At 66.4% G+C, this 20,176-nt stretch carries 14 protein-coding genes; all 14 read right to left on the reverse strand.

Features of this window, described 5'->3' with window-relative positions; translation table 11 throughout:
- Window positions 1-163: 163 nt before the first annotated feature.
- A complete protein-coding gene (locus QTN24_RS11765; protein ID WP_313837234.1) occupies window positions 164-2,131 on the reverse strand; it encodes a tetratricopeptide repeat protein in 1,968 nt (655 codons plus the stop codon).
- A gap of 191 nt (window positions 2,132-2,322) precedes the next feature.
- On the reverse strand, window positions 2,323-2,697 hold the full coding sequence (locus QTN24_RS11770; protein WP_313837235.1) for a hypothetical protein: 375 nt from the start codon (window positions 2,695-2,697) through the stop codon (window positions 2,323-2,325).
- Window positions 2,698-2,699: 2 nt separating this feature from the next.
- On the reverse strand, window positions 2,700-3,065 hold the full coding sequence (locus QTN24_RS11775; RefSeq protein ID WP_313837237.1) for a hypothetical protein: 366 nt from the start codon (window positions 3,063-3,065) through the stop codon (window positions 2,700-2,702).
- A 261-nt stretch (window positions 3,066-3,326) separates the two neighbouring features.
- Window positions 3,327-4,478 (reverse strand): branched-chain amino acid ABC transporter substrate-binding protein, encoded by a 1,152-nt coding sequence (locus QTN24_RS11780; protein ID WP_124682916.1) that lies wholly within the window; start codon window positions 4,476-4,478, stop codon window positions 3,327-3,329.
- Window positions 4,479-4,638: 160 nt separating this feature from the next.
- On the reverse strand, window positions 4,639-8,601 hold the full coding sequence (gene putA / locus QTN24_RS11785; protein ID WP_313837239.1) for a trifunctional transcriptional regulator/proline dehydrogenase/L-glutamate gamma-semialdehyde dehydrogenase: 3,963 nt from the start codon (window positions 8,599-8,601) through the stop codon (window positions 4,639-4,641).
- 176 nt (window positions 8,602-8,777) lie between these two features.
- Complete coding sequence (locus QTN24_RS11790) at window positions 8,778-11,114, reverse strand: primosomal protein N' (RefSeq protein ID WP_313837241.1); 2,337 nt, start codon at window positions 11,112-11,114, stop codon at window positions 8,778-8,780.
- A 497-nt stretch (window positions 11,115-11,611) separates the two neighbouring features.
- Entirely contained in the window at window positions 11,612-12,703 is a 1,092-nt protein-coding gene (gene hemE / locus QTN24_RS11795) for a uroporphyrinogen decarboxylase (protein ID WP_313837242.1), read from the reverse strand.
- Window positions 12,704-12,817: 114 nt separating this feature from the next.
- On the reverse strand, window positions 12,818-13,774 hold the full coding sequence (locus QTN24_RS11800; RefSeq protein WP_313837243.1) for an alpha/beta hydrolase: 957 nt from the start codon (window positions 13,772-13,774) through the stop codon (window positions 12,818-12,820).
- A gap of 813 nt (window positions 13,775-14,587) precedes the next feature.
- Complete coding sequence (locus QTN24_RS11805) at window positions 14,588-15,004, reverse strand: F0F1 ATP synthase subunit epsilon (protein WP_124682911.1); 417 nt, start codon at window positions 15,002-15,004, stop codon at window positions 14,588-14,590.
- 129 nt (window positions 15,005-15,133) lie between these two features.
- On the reverse strand, window positions 15,134-16,537 hold the full coding sequence (gene atpD, locus QTN24_RS11810) for a F0F1 ATP synthase subunit beta (protein WP_124682910.1): 1,404 nt from the start codon (window positions 16,535-16,537) through the stop codon (window positions 15,134-15,136).
- 33 nt (window positions 16,538-16,570) lie between these two features.
- Entirely contained in the window at window positions 16,571-17,446 is an 876-nt protein-coding gene (gene atpG, locus QTN24_RS11815; protein WP_313837246.1) for a F0F1 ATP synthase subunit gamma, read from the reverse strand.
- A 70-nt stretch (window positions 17,447-17,516) separates the two neighbouring features.
- Window positions 17,517-19,058: a F0F1 ATP synthase subunit alpha gene (atpA, locus tag QTN24_RS11820; RefSeq protein ID WP_124682908.1), complete on the reverse strand. Its 1,542-nt coding sequence runs from the start codon at window positions 19,056-19,058 to the stop codon at window positions 17,517-17,519.
- Between the two features lie 39 nt (window positions 19,059-19,097).
- On the reverse strand, window positions 19,098-19,640 hold the full coding sequence (locus QTN24_RS11825; protein WP_124682907.1) for a F0F1 ATP synthase subunit delta: 543 nt from the start codon (window positions 19,638-19,640) through the stop codon (window positions 19,098-19,100).
- Window positions 19,641-19,642: 2 nt separating this feature from the next.
- Window positions 19,643-20,113 (reverse strand): F0F1 ATP synthase subunit B, encoded by a 471-nt coding sequence (locus QTN24_RS11830; protein WP_124682906.1) that lies wholly within the window; start codon window positions 20,111-20,113, stop codon window positions 19,643-19,645.
- Window positions 20,114-20,176: the final 63 nt, after the last annotated feature.

Below are 20,176 nucleotides of genomic sequence, written 5' to 3' on the forward strand. Positions count from 1 at the left end.
AAATGTAAGTGCTTGTCCGACACTTTCTCGAACATGCGCGCAACTCACGCCATCCACAAACAAAAACCGCCATCGTCTCCGATAGCGGTTTTGTAGGTCTTTCAAAATCAGAATCGTCGCATATGGCGCCGCGTGCGGTGGCTCACATGGCGCGGCGCCCGGTTCACACGCCCCAGAGCTTCCACTTGGGACGGGTGGCCTTCAGCGACGCCTCGACCTTGGCGAACAAGCCACGCGTGCTGCCCTTTTCGGCATCCTGCCCACGGGCCCGCTCGAACCACGCCAGCGCCGATTCGCGCTGACCCATGCCGAGGGCCGCCTGCACGGCCACCAGCCAGGTATGGGCGTCCCAGTCGTCGCGTGCGGCAAACGCCATCTGGAAGTCGGTCAGTGCCTCGGGGTAACGCTCCAGATCGACCAGCAGCCGGGCACGCTGCACCCGCGCCGTGGCCTGGGCGCGGGGATCGGCCTGCGCCAGCGTCACGGCCTGTTCCAGCAGTGGCAGCGCGCGTTCGTGGTCGCCCAGGTCCCGCCAGAGCTGGCCGAAACGGCCCGATACCCAGGCGTCGTCGACCAGCAGCGACCGCCGTTGCAGCGCTTCCAGCTCGGCCACCGCGTCGGCCTTGTCGTGCTCATCCATGGTCGCCATGCCGGCTTGCAGCAGCGCGGCATAGTGGGCGCGGGCATGGGCCATGGCGTGGGCGCCCTCGGTGCGGGCCTCCACGGGCAGCGCGTCGAGCCGCATGTCCATGTGGGAAAGCGCGGCGCTGGCCGATTCGGTGGCATCGCGGCCGCCGATCGCCGCCCAGGCGGCCACCAGCCGGCTGAACGCCCAGCTCACGCGGGCCGGATCGCGCTCGACCGGATACCGGTTCAGCACCTCGCCGGCCAGGTCCACCACCTGCTGGTGCTGGCCGGCCGCGGCGTGGGCGTCGAGCAGGTCGATCCAGTGGTCGATGAACTCGCTGGCGGCCATGCCTTTCTGGTGCAGCGCGACCTTCTCTTCCAGGTGTGTGGCGTCGGCCGGCAGCGTGCGCGCCAGCAGGCGGCACAGCAGCGAGTACAGATGCGGATCGGCGTTGCCGCCGTGGCCGTGGGCGTCGCCCTCGCCGGTCTCGAAATACGACTCGAAACAGGCCAGCCCCTTGCGGCACATGGCCTCCAGCATCGGCTTGAGCGCGGCCTGCGAGGCGGGCACCTCGTCCAGGAAGCTGCCGAGCGCCGTGGCGGCGTGGAAGTACAGCGCGCCATCGTCGGCATCGGCCGTGACCGCAAAACCGGTCCAGGCAGGCTGGGCCGGCGCGCTGGCCCCGGCGGCCACGTGCGACTGGTGGCGCCACGTCAGCGCGCGCACCTGCGCGAGCGGATCGGGCCGCTGGCGCAGATAGGTCTCCAGGTCGTCCAGCGCGGCAGCCGGCTCCGAGCCTAGCCGCAGCGGGGCCCGCAGGCGGCGCGCCTCGGGATGGTCGGGCTGCTCGGCGAGCACGCGTTCGGCCTGCGCCGCGGCCAGGGCATCGCCCTGCGCCGGCGTGAGATCGAGCAATTCCGGCGAATCGAGCGCGATGCGGCCAAAGCAGATCCGCAACAGCGGCTCGCCAAGCTGCGCTGCGGCGTCGCTACGGGCCACGTAGTCCTGCACCAGCGGCAGGATGTCGCCCGCGCCGAGATCGGGCGCCCGGTACAGCAGGTCGTGCCAGTACCGGCCGGCCAACGCAAAATCGTTGAGCCGGAACGCGACAAAGCCGGCATAGAAATGCGCGGCCCACTCGCCAGTAGCCAGCCCGTTGCGCCGCGCCGCCTCGTGCAGCCACGGCTGCGCCTCGGCGTCGCGGCCTTCGCGCATCAGCAACGTGCCATACATGTGCGCCAGCGCCCCGCGCGACGCCCAGCGGTGCATCGGCGCCAGCGACAGCTCCGGCAGCCGGGCCATCGCCTCGTCCAGCGCAGCCAGCGCACCAGCCACGTCGCCCCGGTCGGACTGGATCTGCGCACGCAGCGCGGCGTAGTCGACAACCTCGGGATGCGCCGCCCAGAGCTGGTCGGCTACCTGCAAGGCATCGTCATGGCGCCCGGCGTTCGCAAGCGCAATGGCTTGGTCGTAACGGACATCCTGCAAGGCCCGCTCCTTCATCAGAATTCAGCAAAAGCGGAATTATGCGCCAACGGCGCGACATGCTCCCGGGAGAACAGCGGAAGAATGGGGGTTGATCGGGGTTGACGGGGGGATTTTGGGGGTGGGTGGAGCTTGAAGACGAAGCCGAAGCCGATATAGAACGCGAGCCATGGCGAGACCTGTCGCAGCCACCGGAAGCGCATCCATGGTCAATAGCAAAGCCGATGGAAATCGCTCATCCCCGCGTCCGTCGGGAGATGCAGCGTGGCTTGAGGTTTGTTGAAGATATGGACCTCGGTGCCAAACCACCACGGCCCACCTTCGGTGTTGAGCGCGCCATCCCATCGATGCACGAGATTGCCGTACTTGTCGTAGATCAGCACCCAACCCTCCCGGTCTTCGTGTCGCCACGTCCACGAGGACACCAGCGATTCCTTGCGCACCATGAAATATTCGTGATTCGGGCTCCAACAATCGTCGTCGTAGGGAACGCCGCGCTCGAATTTGAAGACGACGAAGCCGAAGCAGATATAAAACACGAGCCATGGCAAAACGCGTAGCAGCCACCGGAAAAAACGCCTCATGGTCAATAGCAGAGCCGTACCAAATCAGTCCGTCCCGCGTCGGTCGGAAGATCGAGCGTGGCTTGGGGCTCATTGAAGAAATGGATAGCAGTGCCCGACCACCACGGCCCGCCCTCGGAACTGAGCCCGCCGTCCCACCGATGTAGCAACTTGCCGTACTTGTCGTAGATCAGGACCCAACCGTCCCTGTCTCCATGCCGCGAAGTCCAGGAGGACACAAGCGACTCCCTCCGCACCATAAAGTACTCATGATTCGGGCTCCAGCACTCGTCGTCGTAGGGAGCGCCGCGCTGGAACTTGAAGACGGCGAAGCCGAAGCAGATATAAAGGAAGGCCCAGGGAAGAAGCCTCCTAAGGTAGCGCCACATGACCGTCAGCGGATCCAGCTATCGAATTGCAGAGAGACATCCAGCGGATCACCCTCCACCGCCGCGTAGAACATCGCCATCGTTCCCCCTGTTTGTCGAAGCTGACGCAGCAGGCTAGTAGGCGTGGGCGATAGGCCGCAATCGGTGTTCCCTGAAATGCGCGGCCAATAAAAAACGCCACCGCGGGCCGATGCCCGGGTGGCGTCAGTTCTGCCTGCGCGCCGGCCGTAGGAAAGCCGTCCGGCGCGCGTTGGGGCGGGATTACTTGCCGCCCACGGTCTCCAGCACGGTCCACTTGCCGCCTTCGACCTTGTAGACGGTGATGCCGCCGTCCTTCAGGTCGCCGCGCGCGTCGTAGGCCAGGGTCTTGGTGGTCACGCCCTGCATGTTCGTGGCGGCCAGTACCGGCAGGTAGCGTGCCGGATCTGCCGAACCGGCCTTGATCATGGCGGTCATCATCGCGGTGGCGCCGTCATAGGCGTACGGCGAGTACGTCTGGACCTTCGAGCCAAAGCGCTTCTCGTACTTCTTCTCGTAGGCGGCGCCGCCGGGCATCTGCTCCAGCGGCAGGCCGGCCAGCGACACCACCGTGCCGTCGGCGGCCGTGCCGGCCAGCTTCAGGAAGTTGTCGGTCTTGGACATTTCGCCCGAGACGATCGGTGCCTTCAGGCCCAGTTCCTTGACCTGCTTGGCCATCGGAGCCGACTGCGTCTCGGCGCCGCCGTAGAAGATCACGTCCGGGTTGCTGCGCTTGATGTTGGTCAGCACGGCCTTGAAGTCGACGGCCTTGTCGTTCGTGAACTCGCGGCGCACGATCTTGCCGCCGGCGGCCTTGGCGGCCTTCTCGAACTCGTCGGCCAGGCCCTGGCCGTAGGCAGTGCGGTCGTCGACGATGGCGATGTTCTTGGCGCCCAGCTTCTTCACCACGAAGGCGCCGATCACCGAACCCTGCTGCGTGTCGGACGTCATCATGCGGAACGTGGTCTTGAAGCCCTGGCGGGTGTATTCCGGGGCCGTCGCCATGGCGATCTGCGGAATGCCGGCGCGGTTGTAGACCATCGACGCCGGGATGCTGGTGCCCGAGTTGAAGTGGCCGAGCATGCCCTGGATGCCGGCGTCCACCAGCTTCTGGGCCACGACGGAACCGGTCTTCGGGTCAGCCTGGTCGTCCTCGGAGACCAGGACGAACTTGACTTCCTTGCCGCCGATCTTCGGCTTGGTGGCGTTCATGTCGTCGATGGCCAGCACGATGCCGTTCTGCATGTCCTTGCCGTACTGGGCCTGGCCGCCGGTCAGCGGGCCGGCGTAGCCCAGCTTGATTTCCTGCGCCTGCGCAAAAGCGGCCGAGGCGGCGGTCAGGCCTGCAACGGCCATGGCGACGGTCATGGCCGTCTTGCGGAATGTCGAGCTCATCAGTTCTCCTTGGGTCCCATAGGGTGCCATATGGTGCCGGTGTCGGCATATTTGCGGGCCGGCGTTGGCAGCACCGGCCCGTTCCTGGGTTGCGCGGCAGGCTCGGGATCGCCGGCCCCCGCCACGCGCTTCATGTGACCACCCGCGTGAGGCCGGAGCCTCAGCCGATCGTCATCAGACTTGCGTTGCCGCCCGCCGCCGCCGTGTTCACGGACAGCGAACGCTCGATCAACAAACGCTCCAGCGCGATATTCGGTTCACCCTGGGCCAGGCCCTGGACGCCGACGATCGGGCCGGGGCGCGTGGTTACCTGCTCGCAGACGGTGCGGAGCTGGTCGGAATCGCCGTGGTGCAGCACCGCGTCGAAGCCGATATCCGTGCCCTGCCAGTCGGAAACCACGCGGACGCGCGATTGTACTGCGGCAGGCAGCCGCGCCAACAGGGCCTTGGCCACCGGTGTGTCAGTCCACAACGCCTCGGAGCCCACCGCCAGCACGGCGGCAAGCTGCAGCGCCAGGTCGGCGTCGGTCTGGGCCAGGCACAGCACCCGCTCACGCGGCAGCAGCGAGTAGGTGTTGCGCTCGCCGGTCGGGCCCGGCAGCGTCACCGACATGCCCGAGGCCGAGGCGGCGGCAAAGCGCTCGCAGGCGTCGGCCACGTCCGGCAGGTTGCCCTGCGCCCAGCCCTTCAGCGCGGCCAGCGCGGCGTTTTCCGGGGCCGGCGGCGTGGCGCCGCCCATGTCGGACGTGCGCACGCCGCGCACCACGGCGTCCTGCGGGCAGACCGACAGCAGGCGGTGCAGGTACAGCGGGCCGCCCGCCTTCGGGCCGGTGCCGGACAGGCCCTCGCCGCCAAACGGCTGCACGCCCACCACGGCGCCCACGATGTTGCGGTTCACATACAGGTTGCCCACGTGGGCGCGGTCCACGATATGCGCGATGGTCTCGTCGATCCGGGTGTGGATGCCCAGCGTCAGGCCGTAGCCGGTGCTGTTGATCTGGCCGATCATCGTGTCCAGCGCGGCCCGCGGGAAGCGCACCACGTGCAGCACGGGGCCGAAGACCTCGCGCTTGAGTTCGTCGATCGAGTCCAGTTCGATCAGCGTCGGCGGCACGAACGTGCCATGGCGGCACGCCCCCGACTGCACCACGTTCGGATCGGCTTGGTGCACGCGGCGCCCCTTGGCGCGCATGGCCTCGATATGGCGGACGATGTTGCCGCGCGCTTCCTCGTCGATCACCGGGCCCACGTCGGTCGACAGCCGGTCGGGGTTGCCCAGCGTCAGTTCGCCCATGGCGCCCTTGAGCATCTCGACGATGCGGTCGGCCACGTCTTCCTGCAGGCACAGCACGCGCAGCGCGGAGCAGCGCTGGCCGGCCGAATCGAAGGCCGAGCTGACCACGTCGCCCACCACCTGCTCGGCCAGCGCCGACGAGTCGACGATCATCGCGTTCTGGCCGCCGGTCTCGGCGATCAGCGGGATCGGCCGGCCGGCGGCGTCCAGCCGGCCGGCGACATTGCGCTGGAGCAGGCGCGCCACTTCGGTCGATCCCGTGAACATCACGCCCTTGACGCGGGCGTCGCCCACCAGCGCGGCGCCCACGGTCTCGCCGCGGCCCGGCAGCAACTGCACCGCGCCGGCCGGCACGCCCGCCTCGCGCAGCAGGCGCACGGCGGCGGCGGCGATCAGCGGCGTCTGCTCGGCCGGCTTGGCCAGCACCGGGTTGCCGGCGGCCAGCGCGGCCGCCACCTGGCCGGTGAAGATCGCCAGCGGGAAGTTCCACGGGCTGATGCAGACCACGGGGCCCAGCGGGCGGTGCGTATCGTTCGAGAACGTCTCGCGCACCTGCACGGCGTAGTAGCGCAGGAAGTCCACCGCCTCACGCACTTCGGCAATCGCGTTAGAGAACGTCTTGCCGGCCTCGCGCATGATGATGCCCATCAGCGACTGCATCTGGGCTTCCATCAGGTCCGCGGCGCGTTCCAGCGCGGCGGCGCGCACCTCGGGCGGCGTGGCCTGCCAGATCGGCGCCACGTTCACGGCGGCCGTCAGCGCGGCTTCCACCTCGGCGGGCGTGGCCTCGCCCACCTGCCCCACCACGTCGCGGTGGTCGGCCGGGTTCAGCACCGGTTCCAGCTTGGCGTCGCCGCGCGGCACATCGGCGCCCAGCAACGGCTCGGCGCGGTGCGTCTCGCTGGCGCCGGCCAGCAGCGCCGACGACAGCGACGCCAGGCGGTGCTCGTTCGACAGGTCGATGCCGGCCGAATTGGCGCGCGCCTTGCCGTACAGCGTGCGCGGCTGCGGAATGCGCGGGTGCGGCAGGCCCAGCGCGCCCTCGGTCTTGTGCATCTGCTCGACCACGGCCACCGGGTCCGCCACCAGCTCGTCGAGCGGAATCGTGTCGTCGGCAATCCGGTTCACGAACGACGTGTTCGCGCCGTTTTCCAGCAGCCGGCGCACCAGGTACGCCAGCAGCGTCTCGTGCGTGCCGACCGGGGCGTAGATGCGGCACGGGCGGCCGAACTTGCCGTCCGCCTTGGTGCCCACGATCTGGTCGTACAGCGGCTCGCCCATGCCGTGCAGGCACTGGAATTCGTACTGGCCGGGATAGTAGTTCTGGCCGGCGATCTGGTAGATGGCCGACAGCGTGTGCGCGTTGTGCGTGGCGAACTGCGGATAGATCGCGTCCGGCACCGACAGCAGCTTGCGCGCGCAGGCCACGTACGACACGTCGGTGTACACCTTGCGCGAATAGACCGGGTAGCCTTCCAGGCCGTCCACCTGGGCGCGCTTGATCTCGCTGTCCCAGTACGCGCCCTTGACCAGGCGGATCATCAGGCGGTGGCGGCTGCGGCGGGCCAGGTCGATCAGGTAGTCGATCACGAACGGGCAGCGCTTCTGGTAGCCCTGCACCACGAAGCCGATACCGTTCCAGCCGGCCAGCTCGGGCTCGAAGCAGAGCCGTTCGAGCAGGTCCAGCGAGATTTCCAGGCGGTCGGCTTCCTCGGCGTCGATGTTGATGCCGATGTCGTACTGGCGCGCCAGCACGGTCAGCGACTTCAGCCGCGCGTACAGCTCGGTGATCACGCGCTCGTGCTGGGCGCGGCTGTAGCGCGGATGCAGCGCCGACAGCTTGATCGAGATGCCGGGGCCTTCATAGATGCCGCGGCCGCGCGACGCCTGGCCGATCGCGTGGATGGCCTGCTCGTAAGACGCCAGGTAGCGCTGGGCATCGGCCTCGGTCATGGCGGCCTCGCCCAGCATGTCGTACGAATAGCGGAAGCCTTCGGCCTCGTACTTGCGCGCGTTGGCCAGCGCCTCGGAGATCGTCTCGCCGGTCACGAACTGCTCGCCCATCAGGCGCATCGCCATGTCCACGCCCTTGCGGATCAGCGGCTCGCCGCCCTTGCCGATGATGCGCGTCAGCGCCTTCGACAGCCCGGCCTCGGTGTGCGTGGCCACCAGCTTGCCGGTCAGCAGCAGGCCCCAGGTGGCGGCGTTGACGAACAGCGACGGGCTCTGGCCCAGGTGCGACTGCCAGTTGGCGCCGCTAATCTTGTCGCGGATCAGCGCGTCGCGCGTGGCCTTGTCCGGAATGCGCAGCAGCGCCTCGGCCAGGCACATCAGCGCCACGCCTTCCTGCGACGACAGCGAGAATTCCTGGATCAGCCCCTGCACCAGGCCCTCGCGGCCGGTGCCCACCTTCTGCTCGCGCAGCTTCTGCGCCAGCGCCTTGGCCATCTTGATGGCGGCCTCGGCCTGCGCCTGCGGCAGCCGGGCCTGCTCCAGCAGCACCGGCACGCATTCGGTCTCCGGGCGGCGGTAGGCCGAGGTGATGGCCGCGCGCAGCACCGACTGGGGCTGGATGCTCTGGGCGAATTCCAGGAACGGCTGCGGCATCGCGTCGGCCTGGGCGGTGTCGCCGGCGTCGGCGCCATCGCCATCGGCCAGCGCGGTGGCGCCCGCTTCGTGCGGCATGTGGCCGCGTTCCACCTGTTCCAGATACGTGAAGATGGCCTGCTTGATCAGCCAGTGGGGCGTGCGGTCGATCGATTGGGCGGCGCGTTTCAGGCGTTCGCGCGAAGCATCGTCGAGCTTGACGCCAAGGGTGGTGGTGGCCATGCGGGCAGTTCTCCAGCGGATCTCGGGAAAGTCGGGAGGCAGCCTGGGCGATGCGCGCGCGCAAGCCGGCCAGGCTGCCGGATTGGCGCGATCTTACTCTCGCTGAATTACTAGGTGCAACCTAGTGCAACCCCTAATCTCCGAGCGGCGCGGGCAGGTTGCACTGACGCAACATTTCAGATGCGCAGCGGGTCGATTTCAAGCTGCCAGCGGACGCCCTTGACCCGCGTGGCGACGTCGTCGAAGGTGGGTACCCACTCGCTGACAAAGCGTTGCAGCACCGGGCGCGACGCCGCTTCCACCAGCATCTGGGCGCGTTCCTTGTTGAACAGCCGCACCATCGACATCGGCACCGGATCGTGCAGTTGCACCTCCAGCGCCATCGGACACGACTCGGCGTGCTCGCGCGCCGCCTTCAGGAAGTCCAGCGCCCGCTCCAGTTGCCCATGCTCGGCGGAGATCAGCACCTGGTACGCAAACGGTGGCAGGCCGGCCTGCCGGCGCTCGCGCAGCTGGCTGGCCGCGAATCCATCATAGTCATGCCGCGCCAGCGCCTGCAACGCGGGGGCGTCCGGATAGCGGGTCTGGATCATGACCTCGCCGCCCAGCCCGGCGCGGCCCGCGCGCCCGGACACTTGCATCAGCGACGCGAACAGGTGCTCGGCGGCCCGGAAGTCGTGGCTGAACATCGCCGCATCGGGGTGGACGATGCCCACCAGCGTCACCCGCTGGAAGTCGTGGCCCTTGGCGACCATCTGGGTGCCCACCAGGATGTCGACCTCGCCGGCATGGACGTCGTCGAACATGGCCTGCGCGCTGCCCTTGCGGCGCGTGGAGTCGGCGTCGATCCGCGCGATCCGGGCCTGTGGAAAACGTGTGGACAACGCTTCCTCGATGCGCTGCGTGCCGCGCCCGAGCGGCGCGATATCCACATTTCCGCAATCGGGACAATGGTGCGGCACCGGCGATTCCAGGCCGCAGTGGTGGCAGCGCAGCCGCCGCTCCGGACGGTGCAGCACCAGGTACGCCGAGCAGCGCGGGCAGCCCGACAGCCAGCCGCAGCTATCGCACGCCAGCACGGGCGCGTAGCCGCGCCGGTTCAGGAACAGCAGGCTCTGCTGGCCACGGTCCAGCCGCTGCTGGATCGCATCGAGCAGCGGCACCGACAGCCCCTCGAACAGCGGACGCTGGCGCTGGCGCTCGTGGTTGAGATCGATCAGCCGCACCACGGGCAGCGCGGCATCGGCCTGCGCGCGCTCGCGCAGCACCAGCTTGCGATAGGCGCCCTGCTCGGCCCGCTGCCACGTTTCCATCGACGGCGTGGCCGACCCCAGCACCACGGGAATCCCGAGCTGGTTGGCCCGCCACACGGCGAGGTCGCGGGCGGAGTAGCGCAGTCCCTCCTGCTGCTTGTAGGACGTGTCGTGCTCCTCGTCCACAACAATCAGCGCCAGGTGCGGCATCGACGCCATCACGGCCATGCGGGTACCCAGCACGATGCGGGCTTCGCCACGATGGGCGGCCAGCCACTGCAGGCTTCGCTCCTGGTCGGCCAGGCCGCTGTGCAGCACGGCCAGCGGCATGTGGGGGAAGCGCTCGGCGATCCGGGCCTGCAACTGGGGGGTGAGATTGATCTCAGGCACGAGCATGAGAACCTGCGCCGCGGGGTCGGCCGCCAGCCGGGCGGCGATGGCGTGCAGATAGACCTCGGTCTTGCCGCTGCCGGTCACGCCATGGAGCAGGAAAGCTGTGTATCCGGCTGCGGCGCCGATGGCATCGACCGCCTGCTGCTGCTCGGCGTGGAGTGCGGGCGACGGCGACGGGGCCCGGCTGGCGTCGGGCTCCAGCAGCGGCCGGTCGGCGTGGCGGCACACGATCCAGCCGGCGGCCAGCCATTCCTCCAGCCGCTGCGGGGCGGCGGTGCACAGCGCGCGGGCGTCGGCCAGGCGTACCCAGTCCTGCGTGCCAGCGGTGGCCGCCAGCGCGTCAGCCAGCGCGCGGACGCTGCGCGCCCGGGCCGGCACCGATTCGACCAGCGCCTGGGCGTGGTCGGCGTGAACCTGATACTGCGTGGTCCGGGCCCGCTGGCCCAGCCGATCCCAATGCTCGGCCTCGCGCAGCGACGGCGGCAGCGACGGCAGCATCACTTCGCCGAGCCGGCGGTGGTAATAGCGCGCGGCAAAACGGGCCAGCGCCATCCACGCTGTGCTGAGCGGCGGCATCCAGCCGATTCGGGATGCGATAGGACGAATCTTGTCCGCGGGCACATCGGAGTGGTCGGCCAGCGCCACCGCTACCCCGACGGCCTGCCGCTTGCCGAACGGCACGACCACCAGTTCGCCGGGCTGGATGTAGATATCGCCAGCCAGGTAATCGAAGCAATCGTCGGCCGGGGTATCGAGCGCGACACGAACGATAGCCGGGCGCTGATCGGGCGCAAGGTCGGTCGTCGGGCCGTTCGTTGTCTGTAAGGTATTCGCCACAGTGGCGGCGTCCGTCGGACCCGCGCTCATGGCCGCACCCCGAGCTGGTGCAGCGCTTTTGCGCCGGCGTTGTGCACGCGCGCAGGGGGCGAAAGAGGGGCGAAAGACGGTGTGCGGCGCAGCATCAACTTAAAGTAAAACTTCAAATGTGACCCTAAGTCGATGATCCACGGACGGTTTTCCAACCCTACCATCGGGCCTGTGGATAACTTTGTTGAAAAGTCGCATCGACTTCCCGCCAAGGCGCTTGACACAAGGCTTTCATCGACCTTGCACCCTGTGTTGCAGAAGATTCAAATCCTTATGAATCAACAACTTGCAAACACCCCCCAACTGAGTTAAGGGGTAACCCGCTCGTGCAGTGCCGCAAACCTATCGGTGTGCATAAGTCAAGCCTTGACAACAAGCCCCGGGCACCTTTTTGGCGAAAAGCGGTGAAATAGTTTACTTGACAGCGCGCCCGCAGCGCCTTTCGCGACACTGCGGCGCCCGTACCCATCACATCGCTGCGGCGCGGGGAAACCGGTTCAGGCGGCCATGCCGCGCAGCCGGCGGCTGTGATTGTGGACTTCGTCCACCAGGACCGACACGTTTTCCGGCGGCGTGAACTGCGAGATACCGTGGCCCAGGTTGAAGATGTGACCGTCACTGCCCCCGCCGGCGGCGTAGCTGTCCAGCACGCCGCGCACTTGTTCGCGGATGGCGGCTTCGGGGGCGAACAGTACCGTCGGATCGATATTGCCCTGTAGCGCCACCCTGCCCTCGGTGCGGCGGCGCGCCTGGGTCAGGTTGACGGTCCAGTCGAGGCCGATGGCGTCCGGTTCGATCGCGGCGATCTGTTCGAGCCAGATGCCGCCGCCCTTGGTGAAGACGATGACCGGGATCTGCTGGCCGTCGTGCTCGCGCTTCAGGCCCTGCAGCACGCGGCGCATGTAGGCCAGCGAGAACGTCTGGTACATGCCGTCGGCCAGCGCGCCGCCCCAGGTGTCGAACACCATCACGGCCTGCGCGCCCGCTTCGATCTGGGCATTCAGGTAGGCCGACACGGCCTGGGCGTTGATGTCGAGGATGCGGTGCATCAGGTCCGGGCGGCCGTACATCATGGCCTTGACCGTGCGGAAGTCGTCCGAGCCGCCGCCTTCGACCATGTAGCAGGCCAGCGTCCACGGGCTGCCCGAGAAGCCGATCAGCGGCACGCGCTGCTTGCCGTCCTGCACCAGCGCACGGCGGATTTCGCTGACCGCATCGAATACGTACTGCAACGACGACATGTCGGGCACCGCCAGTTTGGCCACGTCGCCCTCGGTGCGCAGCGGATGGGCAAAGCGCGGGCCCTCGCCCTGCGCGAACGACAGCCCCAGGCCCATGGCGTCGGGCACCGTGAGGATGTCCGAGAACAGGATCGCCGCGTCGAGCGGGTAGCGGTCCAGCGGCTGCAGCGTGACTTCCGTGGCGTACGCCGGGTTCTTGGCCAGGCCCAGGAAGCTGCCGGCGCGGGCGCGCGTGGCGTTGTACTCGGGCAGGTAACGGCCCGCCTGGCGCATCAGCCACAGCGGCGTGTATTCGGTCGGTTGCCGGCGCAGCGCGCGCAGGAAGGTGTCGTTCTGCAGTACGGTCATGGTCATCCTCGTAAGACCGCCATTCTACGGGAAGGCCGCTGCATGCAGCCGTCCACGGGGATGATGGCCGTCATATCCGTGCCGGCTTTCGGCGGTGCCTCGCCGGGCTGGATTTCAGGCGTCGTCGAAGCTCGCCACGAACGCCTGCGCGGCGCGGCGCATCCATTCGCGGGCGCGCGGCGCTTCCGGTTGCAGCCTGGCAAAGCCGTGGGTCATGCCGCTGGCTTCGATCGTGATGACCGGCGCGTCGTGGCGGACCAGGAAATCGGCATAGGCCAGGCCGTCGTCGCGCAGTACGTCGTTCGACGCCACCATCACCACGCTGGCCGGCGGCAGGCAGGCGGGAGGCGTCGCCATCAGGCAGATGCGCGGGTCGGACTGGTCGGCGCCCAGCGCCAAGGCATCGGCGCCGATGTACTGCGTCCAGAACCACGCCATCTCGTCGCGGGTCAGGCCGGGGCCGTCCGCGAAGGCGCGGTAGCTTTCGGTGGTCAGCACCGGCGCGGTCACCGGGTAAATCAACAGTTGCGCGTTGACGATGTGACGGCCGGCGGCGTCGTTGATATGCCGCGCCGCGGCGGCTGCGAGGTGACCGCCGGCGCTGTCTCCGGCCACGGCCAGGAAGTCGGCCGCCATGCCGAGCGATGCGCGCGCATCGGCCAGCCATTGCACGGCGGCGATGGCGTCATCGCAAGGGGTCGGGAAAGGCATTTCGGGCGCCAGCCGGTAGTCCACGCTGGCCACTGCGCACCCGGTATCGGCTGCCAGCAGCGCGGCCACCGTATGGTGTGTGGCCGGCGATCCGACCACCCAGCCACCGCCGTGGAAGTAGACGATCAGCTTCGGGCTGGCTTCCCCGGCGGGGCGGAACAGGCGGACGGGCAGCGACGCGCCGCCGGCCGGGATGGCGAGATCCTCGACAGTCATGCCGTCCGGATCGGGTAGCTGGGACAGGGCCGCCACGTCCTCAAAACGTGCGCGGCGTTCGGGCGCGGTCACGGCGGCGGGCTGGCCGGCATAACGGTCCGCCATCTGGCGGTAATAGGATTGCAGCTGGGGATCGATGGCCATGAGATGCGAGCTTGGGTGCAAACGTCCGCCAGTGTAGCGGCGGCCACCCTTGTCCGCGATCAGAAACGGCTGGCGCGCCGTTGCGAGTCACCGTTTCAAATCGTAACGCTGAATGCGCTACCGAACACACTTCTGCAAAACACGTTTCTGGCATCCCACGAAAGTAGGGAATGACTTAAGCGGACACGGAAAAAACGTAATGTATTCAGTACACTACGAATTAAATGTCTTAACATTTCGACTGTAACCGCCGGCGAACTCTCGCCGTGAAAACGCTTTCAAAATCGAATAAATGTGTTCAAAACGCCGGCCGCTTACTCGCCGGCCTTTCATCTACTTGCAAAACGATACATTTTGTTACTGCCACGCCCGGAAGTTTCCCCCACAATGCATTGACAGACCAGCGCTTGGTGTGAGGCACCCCCGCCGCTAAAGCCTTAAATAATAAGGGGTGTGGAAGAAAGCCTGAGCAGTGCCCCGATTAACCGGATCAGACAGTTCGTAAAAATGCCTGATCCGGCACCAGGAAGACCCGTAGCGCGTGGCTTGAGTTTCCGAGCATGGAATCTCGCCAGAATATACGGACGCAAAGTTCCGTTGCGCTTGTAAGTGAATCCTGGACCGAACCCGTTCCTTCGAATTGACCCCTCGAAGGGATTTTCCCGTCCGCGCGGAGCCTCCCCGGCCCGCGCGCTTTTTTTTGTGGTCCAGGCACAGAAATATAGCGTTTGGAAAATAAAAAAGGCAGCCCGTTGGCTGCCTTTTTTAATGCCTCGCCGAAAAACAACAGCGCGGCGGGCCTGCGTGACGCGCTTACTTCTTGCGGCGCAGGCGGGCGATTGCGGCGAGCTGGGCAGCGGCGACGGCCAGTTCGCTCTGCGCGCGCGCCAGGTCCAGGTCGCTGCTCTGGTTCTGCATCAGTTCTTCCGCAGCACGCTTGGCTTCCTGAGCCTTGGCTTCGTCCAGGTCGCCGCCGCGAATCGCGGTGTCGGCCAGAACGGTCACGTGCTGAGGCTGGATTTCGAGAATGCCGCCGGCAACGAATACGAATTCCTCGCTGCCGTCTTCCTTCTCGATGCGCACGGCACCCGGCTGGATGCGCGTGATCAGCGGCGTGTGGCCGGGCAGGATACCCAGTTCACCCGTCTCGCCGGGCAGCGCCACGAACTTCGCCTGACCGGAGAAGATCGACGCTTCCGCGCTGACGACGTCTACAAGAATGGTTGCCATATAAGATCCTTTCTCCAGAAAGCGTTGGCTCCCTGCACATCAGGAAGCCTGTGTCCCGCCTTCACGCTGGCCGCGGCGCCGTGCCTGGGCACGACCGCCGCGACGCCGCGCGAAAGCGAAAGACGCCGCTTACTGAAGCTTCTTGGCCTTCTCGAAGGCTTCGTCGATCGAACCGACCATGTAGAACGCCTGCTCGGGCAGGTGATCACACTCGCCATCGACCAGCATCTTGAAACCACGGATGGTTTCCTTCAGCGGCACGTACTTGCCCGGCGAACCCGTGAACACTTCGGCCACGTGGAACGGCTGCGACAGGAAACGCTGGATCTTCCGGGCGCGGGACACGGCCAGCTTGTCTTCCGGCGACAGTTCGTCCATGCCCAGAATCGCGATGATGTCGCGCAGTTCCTTGTAGCGCTGCAGGGTCTGCTGCACGCGACGGGCCACTTCGTAGTGTTCCGTGCCGACGATCTGCGGATCGAGCTGGCGCGAGGTCGAGTCGAGCGGGTCGACGGCGGGGTAGATACCCAGCGCGGCGATGTCACGCGACAGCACGACGGTCGAGTCCAGGTGCAGGAAGGTGGTGGCCGGCGACGGGTCGGTCAAGTCATCGGCAGGCACGTACACGGCCTGGATCGACGTGATCGAGCCAGTCTTGGTCGACGTGATCCGCTCCTGCAGCTTGCCCATTTCTTCAGCCAGCGTCGGCTGGTAGCCCACGGCCGAAGGCATACGGCCCAGCAGTGCCGACACTTCGGTACCGGCCAGCGTGTAGCGGTAGATGTTGTCGACGAAGAACAGGATGTCGCGGCCTTCGTCGCGGAAGCGCTCGGCCATCGTCAGGCCGGTCAGCGCCACGCGCAGACGGTTGCCCGGCGGCTCGTTCATCTGGCCGAACACCATGGCCACCTTGTCGAGCACGTTCGAGTCCTTCATTTCGTGGTAGAAGTCGTTCCCTTCACGGGTACGCTCGCCCACGCCGGCAAACACCGACAGACCGCTGTGCTGCTTGGCGATGTTGTTGATGAGCTCCATCATGTTCACGGTCTTGCCGACGCCGGCGCCACCGAACAGGCCCACCTTGCCGCCCTTTGCGAACGGGCACACCAGGTCGATCACCTTGATGCCGGTTTCCAGCAGGTCCACCGACGGCGACAGTTCGTCGAAGCGCGGGGCCTTCTGGTGAATCGCACGCTTTTCATCGGCGGCGATCGGGCCGGCTTCGTCGATCGGGCGACCCAGCACGTCCATGATGCGGCCCAGCGTACCGTGGCCAACCGGCACCGAGATGGGGGCGCCGGTGCTCTTCACCGACATGCCGCGGCGCAGGCCGTCCGACGAACCCAGGGCAATGGTACGCACCACGCCGTCGCCGAGCTGCTGCTGCACTTCGAAGGTCAGACCCTTCTCGGCGAACGACTTGTCGTTGCCCTCTTCGAGCACGAGCGCGTCGTACACCTTCGGCATTGCGTCGCGCGGGAACTCGATGTCCACCACGGCGCCAATGCACTGCACAATATTTCCGATACTCATTTCGTATCTCCGATAGCTTGAATTCTTGACGCCTTAGACCGCCGCTGCGCCGCTGACGATTTCCGACAGTTCCTTCGTGATCGCGGCCTGGCGGGTCTTGTTGTAGACCAGCTGCAGTTCGCCAATCACGTTCTTGGCATTGTCGGAAGCCGCCTTCATGGCCACCATGCGCGCCGACTGTTCCGACGCCATGTTCTCGGCCACGGCCTGGTACACCAGCGCCTCGACGTAGCGGACGAGCAGCTCTTCCACAACCGTCTGGGCGTCGGGCTCGTAGATGTAATCCCACGAGTAGGCGCGCTTTTCATCTTCGGTCTGGTTCAGCTTGTCTGCCGCCAGCGGCAGCAGTTGCTCGACCACCGGCTCCTGCTTCATCGTGTTGATGAACCTGGTATAGGCCAGGTACACCGCGTCGACTTCGCCGTTGGTGAAGGCGTCGAGCTGGACCTTGATGGCGCCGATCAGCTTTTCCAGATGCGGGGTGTCACCGAGGTGCACAACGTTCGAGACCACCTTGGCGCCGATACGGCCCAGGAACTGCATCCCCTTCGTACCGATCGCGGTGGCCTGGACGGCCACGCCACGGTTCTGCAGGGTCTTCAGCTCGTTGGTCACCGCACGCAGCACGTTCGTGTTCAAGCCGCCGCACAGGCCCTTGTCGGTCGTCACCACGATCATGCCGGCGCGCTTGACGTCGCGGCCAACCATGAACGGATGCTTGAACTCGGGGTTGGCGGTGGCCAGGTGCGCGGCGATATTGCGCACTTTCTCGGCGTACGGGCGGGCGTTGCGCATCCGTTCCTGCGCCTTGCGCATCTTGGACGCGGCGACCATTTCCATCGCCTTGGTGATCTTGCGCGTGTTCTGCACGCTCTTGATCTTGGTTCGAATCTCTTTCGTTCCGGCCATATCTTTCCTCTCCATTCGTGCCGCGCCGTCAGCCTTGCGGCGTCACGGCGCGGTCCGTGGAATCACGCGGTTAGAACGCGGCGGACTTCCTGAAATCCTCGATCGCGGCACGCAGGGCGGCTTCGTCGTCCTTCGACAGATCCTTGGTCTCTTCGATGCGGTTGACGAGGTCGGCGAACTTGGTCTTCAGGTGGTCGTGCAGGCCCTTTTCGAACGGCAGGATGTCCTTCACGTCGACGTTGTCGAGGAAGCCATTGTTCGCGGCGTACAGCGACGCGGCCAGTTGCCACACCTGCAGCGGCTGGTATTGCGGCTGCTTGAGCAGTTCCGTCACGCGGCGGCCGCGCTCCAGCTGCTTGCGGGTGGCATCGTCCAGGTCCGAGGCAAACTGCGCGAACGCAGCCAGTTCACGGTACTGGGCCAGGTCGGTACGGATACCGCCGGACAGCTTCTTGATGACCTTGGTCTGGGCTGCACCACCCACGCGCGACACCGAGATACCGGCGTTGATGGCGGGACGGATACCGGCGTTGAACAGGTCGGTTTCCAGGAAGATCTGGCCGTCGGTGATCGAGATCACGTTGGTCGGCACGAACGCGGACACGTCGCCGGCCTGCGTTTCGATCACGGGCAGCGCGGTCAGCGAACCGGTCTTGCCGGTCACGGCGCCGTTCGTGAACTTCGACACGTAGTCCTCGTTCACGCGCGCGGCGCGCTCCAGCAGGCGCGAGTGCAGGTAGAACACGTCGCCCGGGTAAGCTTCGCGGCCCGGCGGGCGGCGCAGCAGCAGCGACACCTGGCGGTAGGCCCAGGCTTGCTTGGTCAGGTCGTCATAGACGATCAGCGCGTCTTCGCCGCGGTCGCGGAAGTACTCGCCCATCGTGCAGCCGGCGTAGGCGGCCAGGTACTGCATGGCGGCCGAGTCCGAAGCCGAGGCGGCCACGACGATGGTGTATTCCATCGCGCCGTTTTCCTCGAGCTTGCGCACGACGTTCGAGATCGTCGAAGCCTTCTGGCCGATTGCCACGTACACGCAGAAGACGCCCTTGCCCTTCTGGTTGATGATGGCGTCGACGGCCACGGCGGTCTTGCCGGTCTGGCGGTCGCCAATGATCAGCTCGCGCTGGCCACGGCCGATCGGCACCATCGCGTCGATCGACTTCAGGCCGGTCTGCACCGGCTGGCTCACCGACTGACGCGCGATCACGCCCGGGGCGACCTTCTCGATCACGTCCGTTTCCTTGGCGTTGATCGGGCCCTTGCCGTCGATCGGCTGGCCCAGCGTGTTGACCACGCGGCCCAGCAGTTCCTTGCCCACGGGCACTTCCAGAATGCGGCCGGTGCACTTGACCGTATCGCCTTCCGAAATGTGTTCGTACTCGCCCAGCACCACGGCACCCACCGAGTCACGCTCGAGGTTCAGTGCCAGGCCAAACGTGTTGCCCGGGAATTCCAGCATCTCGCCCTGCATCACGCCGGACAGGCCGTGCACGCGGCAGATACCATCGGTCACGGAAATCACCGTGCCGGTGTTGCGCACTTCAGCGTCGGCGCCAAGACCCGAGATGCGGGACTTGATCAGCTCGCTGATTTCTGAGGGGTTCAGTTGCATCACAATGCTCCTAATTCTTCAATCCGTCGGCCGTTGCGGTCAGGCGGTCAGCGTGGCTTGCATGGCAGCCAGGCGCGCGCGCACGGAGGTGTCGAGCACTTCGTCGCCGACCTTGACGCTCACGCCGCCAATCAGCGACGGGTCCACCGCCACCTTTGCGTACAGCTTGCGGCCGAACTTGCGTTCGAGTGCGGCGACCAGTTCCTTCGTCTGCGAATCGTCCAGCGGGTAGGCGCTGGTGATCTCGACGTCGGACGAACCCTCGCGGGCGTTCTTGAGCGCATGGAACTGCTCGGCGATTTCCGGCAACACCGTCAGGCGGTTGTTTTCCACCAGCAGCTTCACGAGGCGGCGAGCCTCGTCGTTGACCGGGCTCTTCAGCACCGACAGGAACACCTGCTCGAGCTTGTCGCCCGGCACGTTCGGATCGGTGGCGAGCGCCTGCATGTCGGGGTTGGCGGCAACCTGCCCCATCTCCGACACCAGTTCGGACCATGCACCCAGGTTGCCTGCACCGGCTTCGCTCGCGACGCGGAACAGCGCCTCGGCGTAGGGACGGGCAATGGTTGCGGTTTCAGCCATGATTAAAGCTCAGCCTTGAGTTGATTGAGCAGGTCGGCGTGCACCTGCGCGTTCACTTCACGCTTGAGGATCTGCTCTGCACCCTTCACGGCCAGCACGGCAACCTGGTCGCGCAGCGTTTCGCGTGCGCGGGTCACCTGCTGCTCTGCCTCGGCCTTGGCCTGGGCGATGATGCGTGCGGCTTCTGCCTGGGCGTTCTGCTTGATCTCGTCGGCGGCGGCCTGGGCGCGCTTTTCGGCGTCGGCCACGCGCTGTGCGCCTTCGGTGCGGGCTTCGGCCATGGCCTGGTCCACACGCTTGTTGGCGAGTTCAAGCTCCGCCTTGCCCTTTTCGGCAGCGGCGAGGCCATCGGCGATCTTCTTTGCGCGTTCGTCGAGCGCCTTCACCAGCGGCGGCCAAATGAATTTGGCAACAACCCACCACAGGATGAAGAACACGACCATCTGCGCAAGAAACGTTGCGTTCAGATTCATGGTGTGTTCCTTTCGGTAATCAAACTACAGATAAATGCACAAGGGCGGCCAGGCCATCGGACT

It is taken from the genome of Cupriavidus sp. SZY C1 (genome assembly GCF_032190535.1).
Classification (GTDB): Bacteria; Pseudomonadota; Gammaproteobacteria; order Burkholderiales; family Burkholderiaceae; genus Cupriavidus; species Cupriavidus pauculus_C.

Coding starts and splice junctions, on each gene's coding strand:
- QTN24_RS11805 (WP_124682911.1), bottom strand. CDS start 15,004: ATGGCAACCATTCTTGTAGACGTCGTCAGCGCGGAAGCGTCGATCTTC.
- putA (WP_313837239.1), bottom strand. CDS start 8,601: ATGGCCACCACCACCCTTGGCGTCAAGCTCGACGATGCTTCGCGCGAA.
- QTN24_RS11790 (WP_313837241.1), bottom strand. CDS start 11,114: ATGAGCGCGGGTCCGACGGACGCCGCCACTGTGGCGAATACCTTACAG.
- QTN24_RS11765 (WP_313837234.1), bottom strand. CDS start 2,131: ATGAAGGAGCGGGCCTTGCAGGATGTCCGTTACGACCAAGCCATTGCG.
- QTN24_RS11775 (WP_313837237.1), bottom strand. CDS start 3,065: ATGTGGCGCTACCTTAGGAGGCTTCTTCCCTGGGCCTTCCTTTATATC.
- QTN24_RS11780 (WP_124682916.1), bottom strand. CDS start 4,478: ATGAGCTCGACATTCCGCAAGACGGCCATGACCGTCGCCATGGCCGTT.
- QTN24_RS11770 (WP_313837235.1), bottom strand. CDS start 2,697: ATGAGGCGTTTTTTCCGGTGGCTGCTACGCGTTTTGCCATGGCTCGTG.
- QTN24_RS11830 (WP_124682906.1), bottom strand. CDS start 20,113: ATGAATCTGAACGCAACGTTTCTTGCGCAGATGGTCGTGTTCTTCATC.
- hemE (WP_313837242.1), bottom strand. CDS start 12,703: ATGACCGTACTGCAGAACGACACCTTCCTGCGCGCGCTGCGCCGGCAA.
- QTN24_RS11800 (WP_313837243.1), bottom strand. CDS start 13,774: ATGGCCATCGATCCCCAGCTGCAATCCTATTACCGCCAGATGGCGGAC.
- atpG (WP_313837246.1), bottom strand. CDS start 17,446: ATGGCCGGAACGAAAGAGATTCGAACCAAGATCAAGAGCGTGCAGAAC.
- atpD (WP_124682910.1), bottom strand. CDS start 16,537: ATGAGTATCGGAAATATTGTGCAGTGCATTGGCGCCGTGGTGGACATC.
- atpA (WP_124682908.1), bottom strand. CDS start 19,058: ATGCAACTGAACCCCTCAGAAATCAGCGAGCTGATCAAGTCCCGCATC.
- QTN24_RS11825 (WP_124682907.1), bottom strand. CDS start 19,640: ATGGCTGAAACCGCAACCATTGCCCGTCCCTACGCCGAGGCGCTGTTC.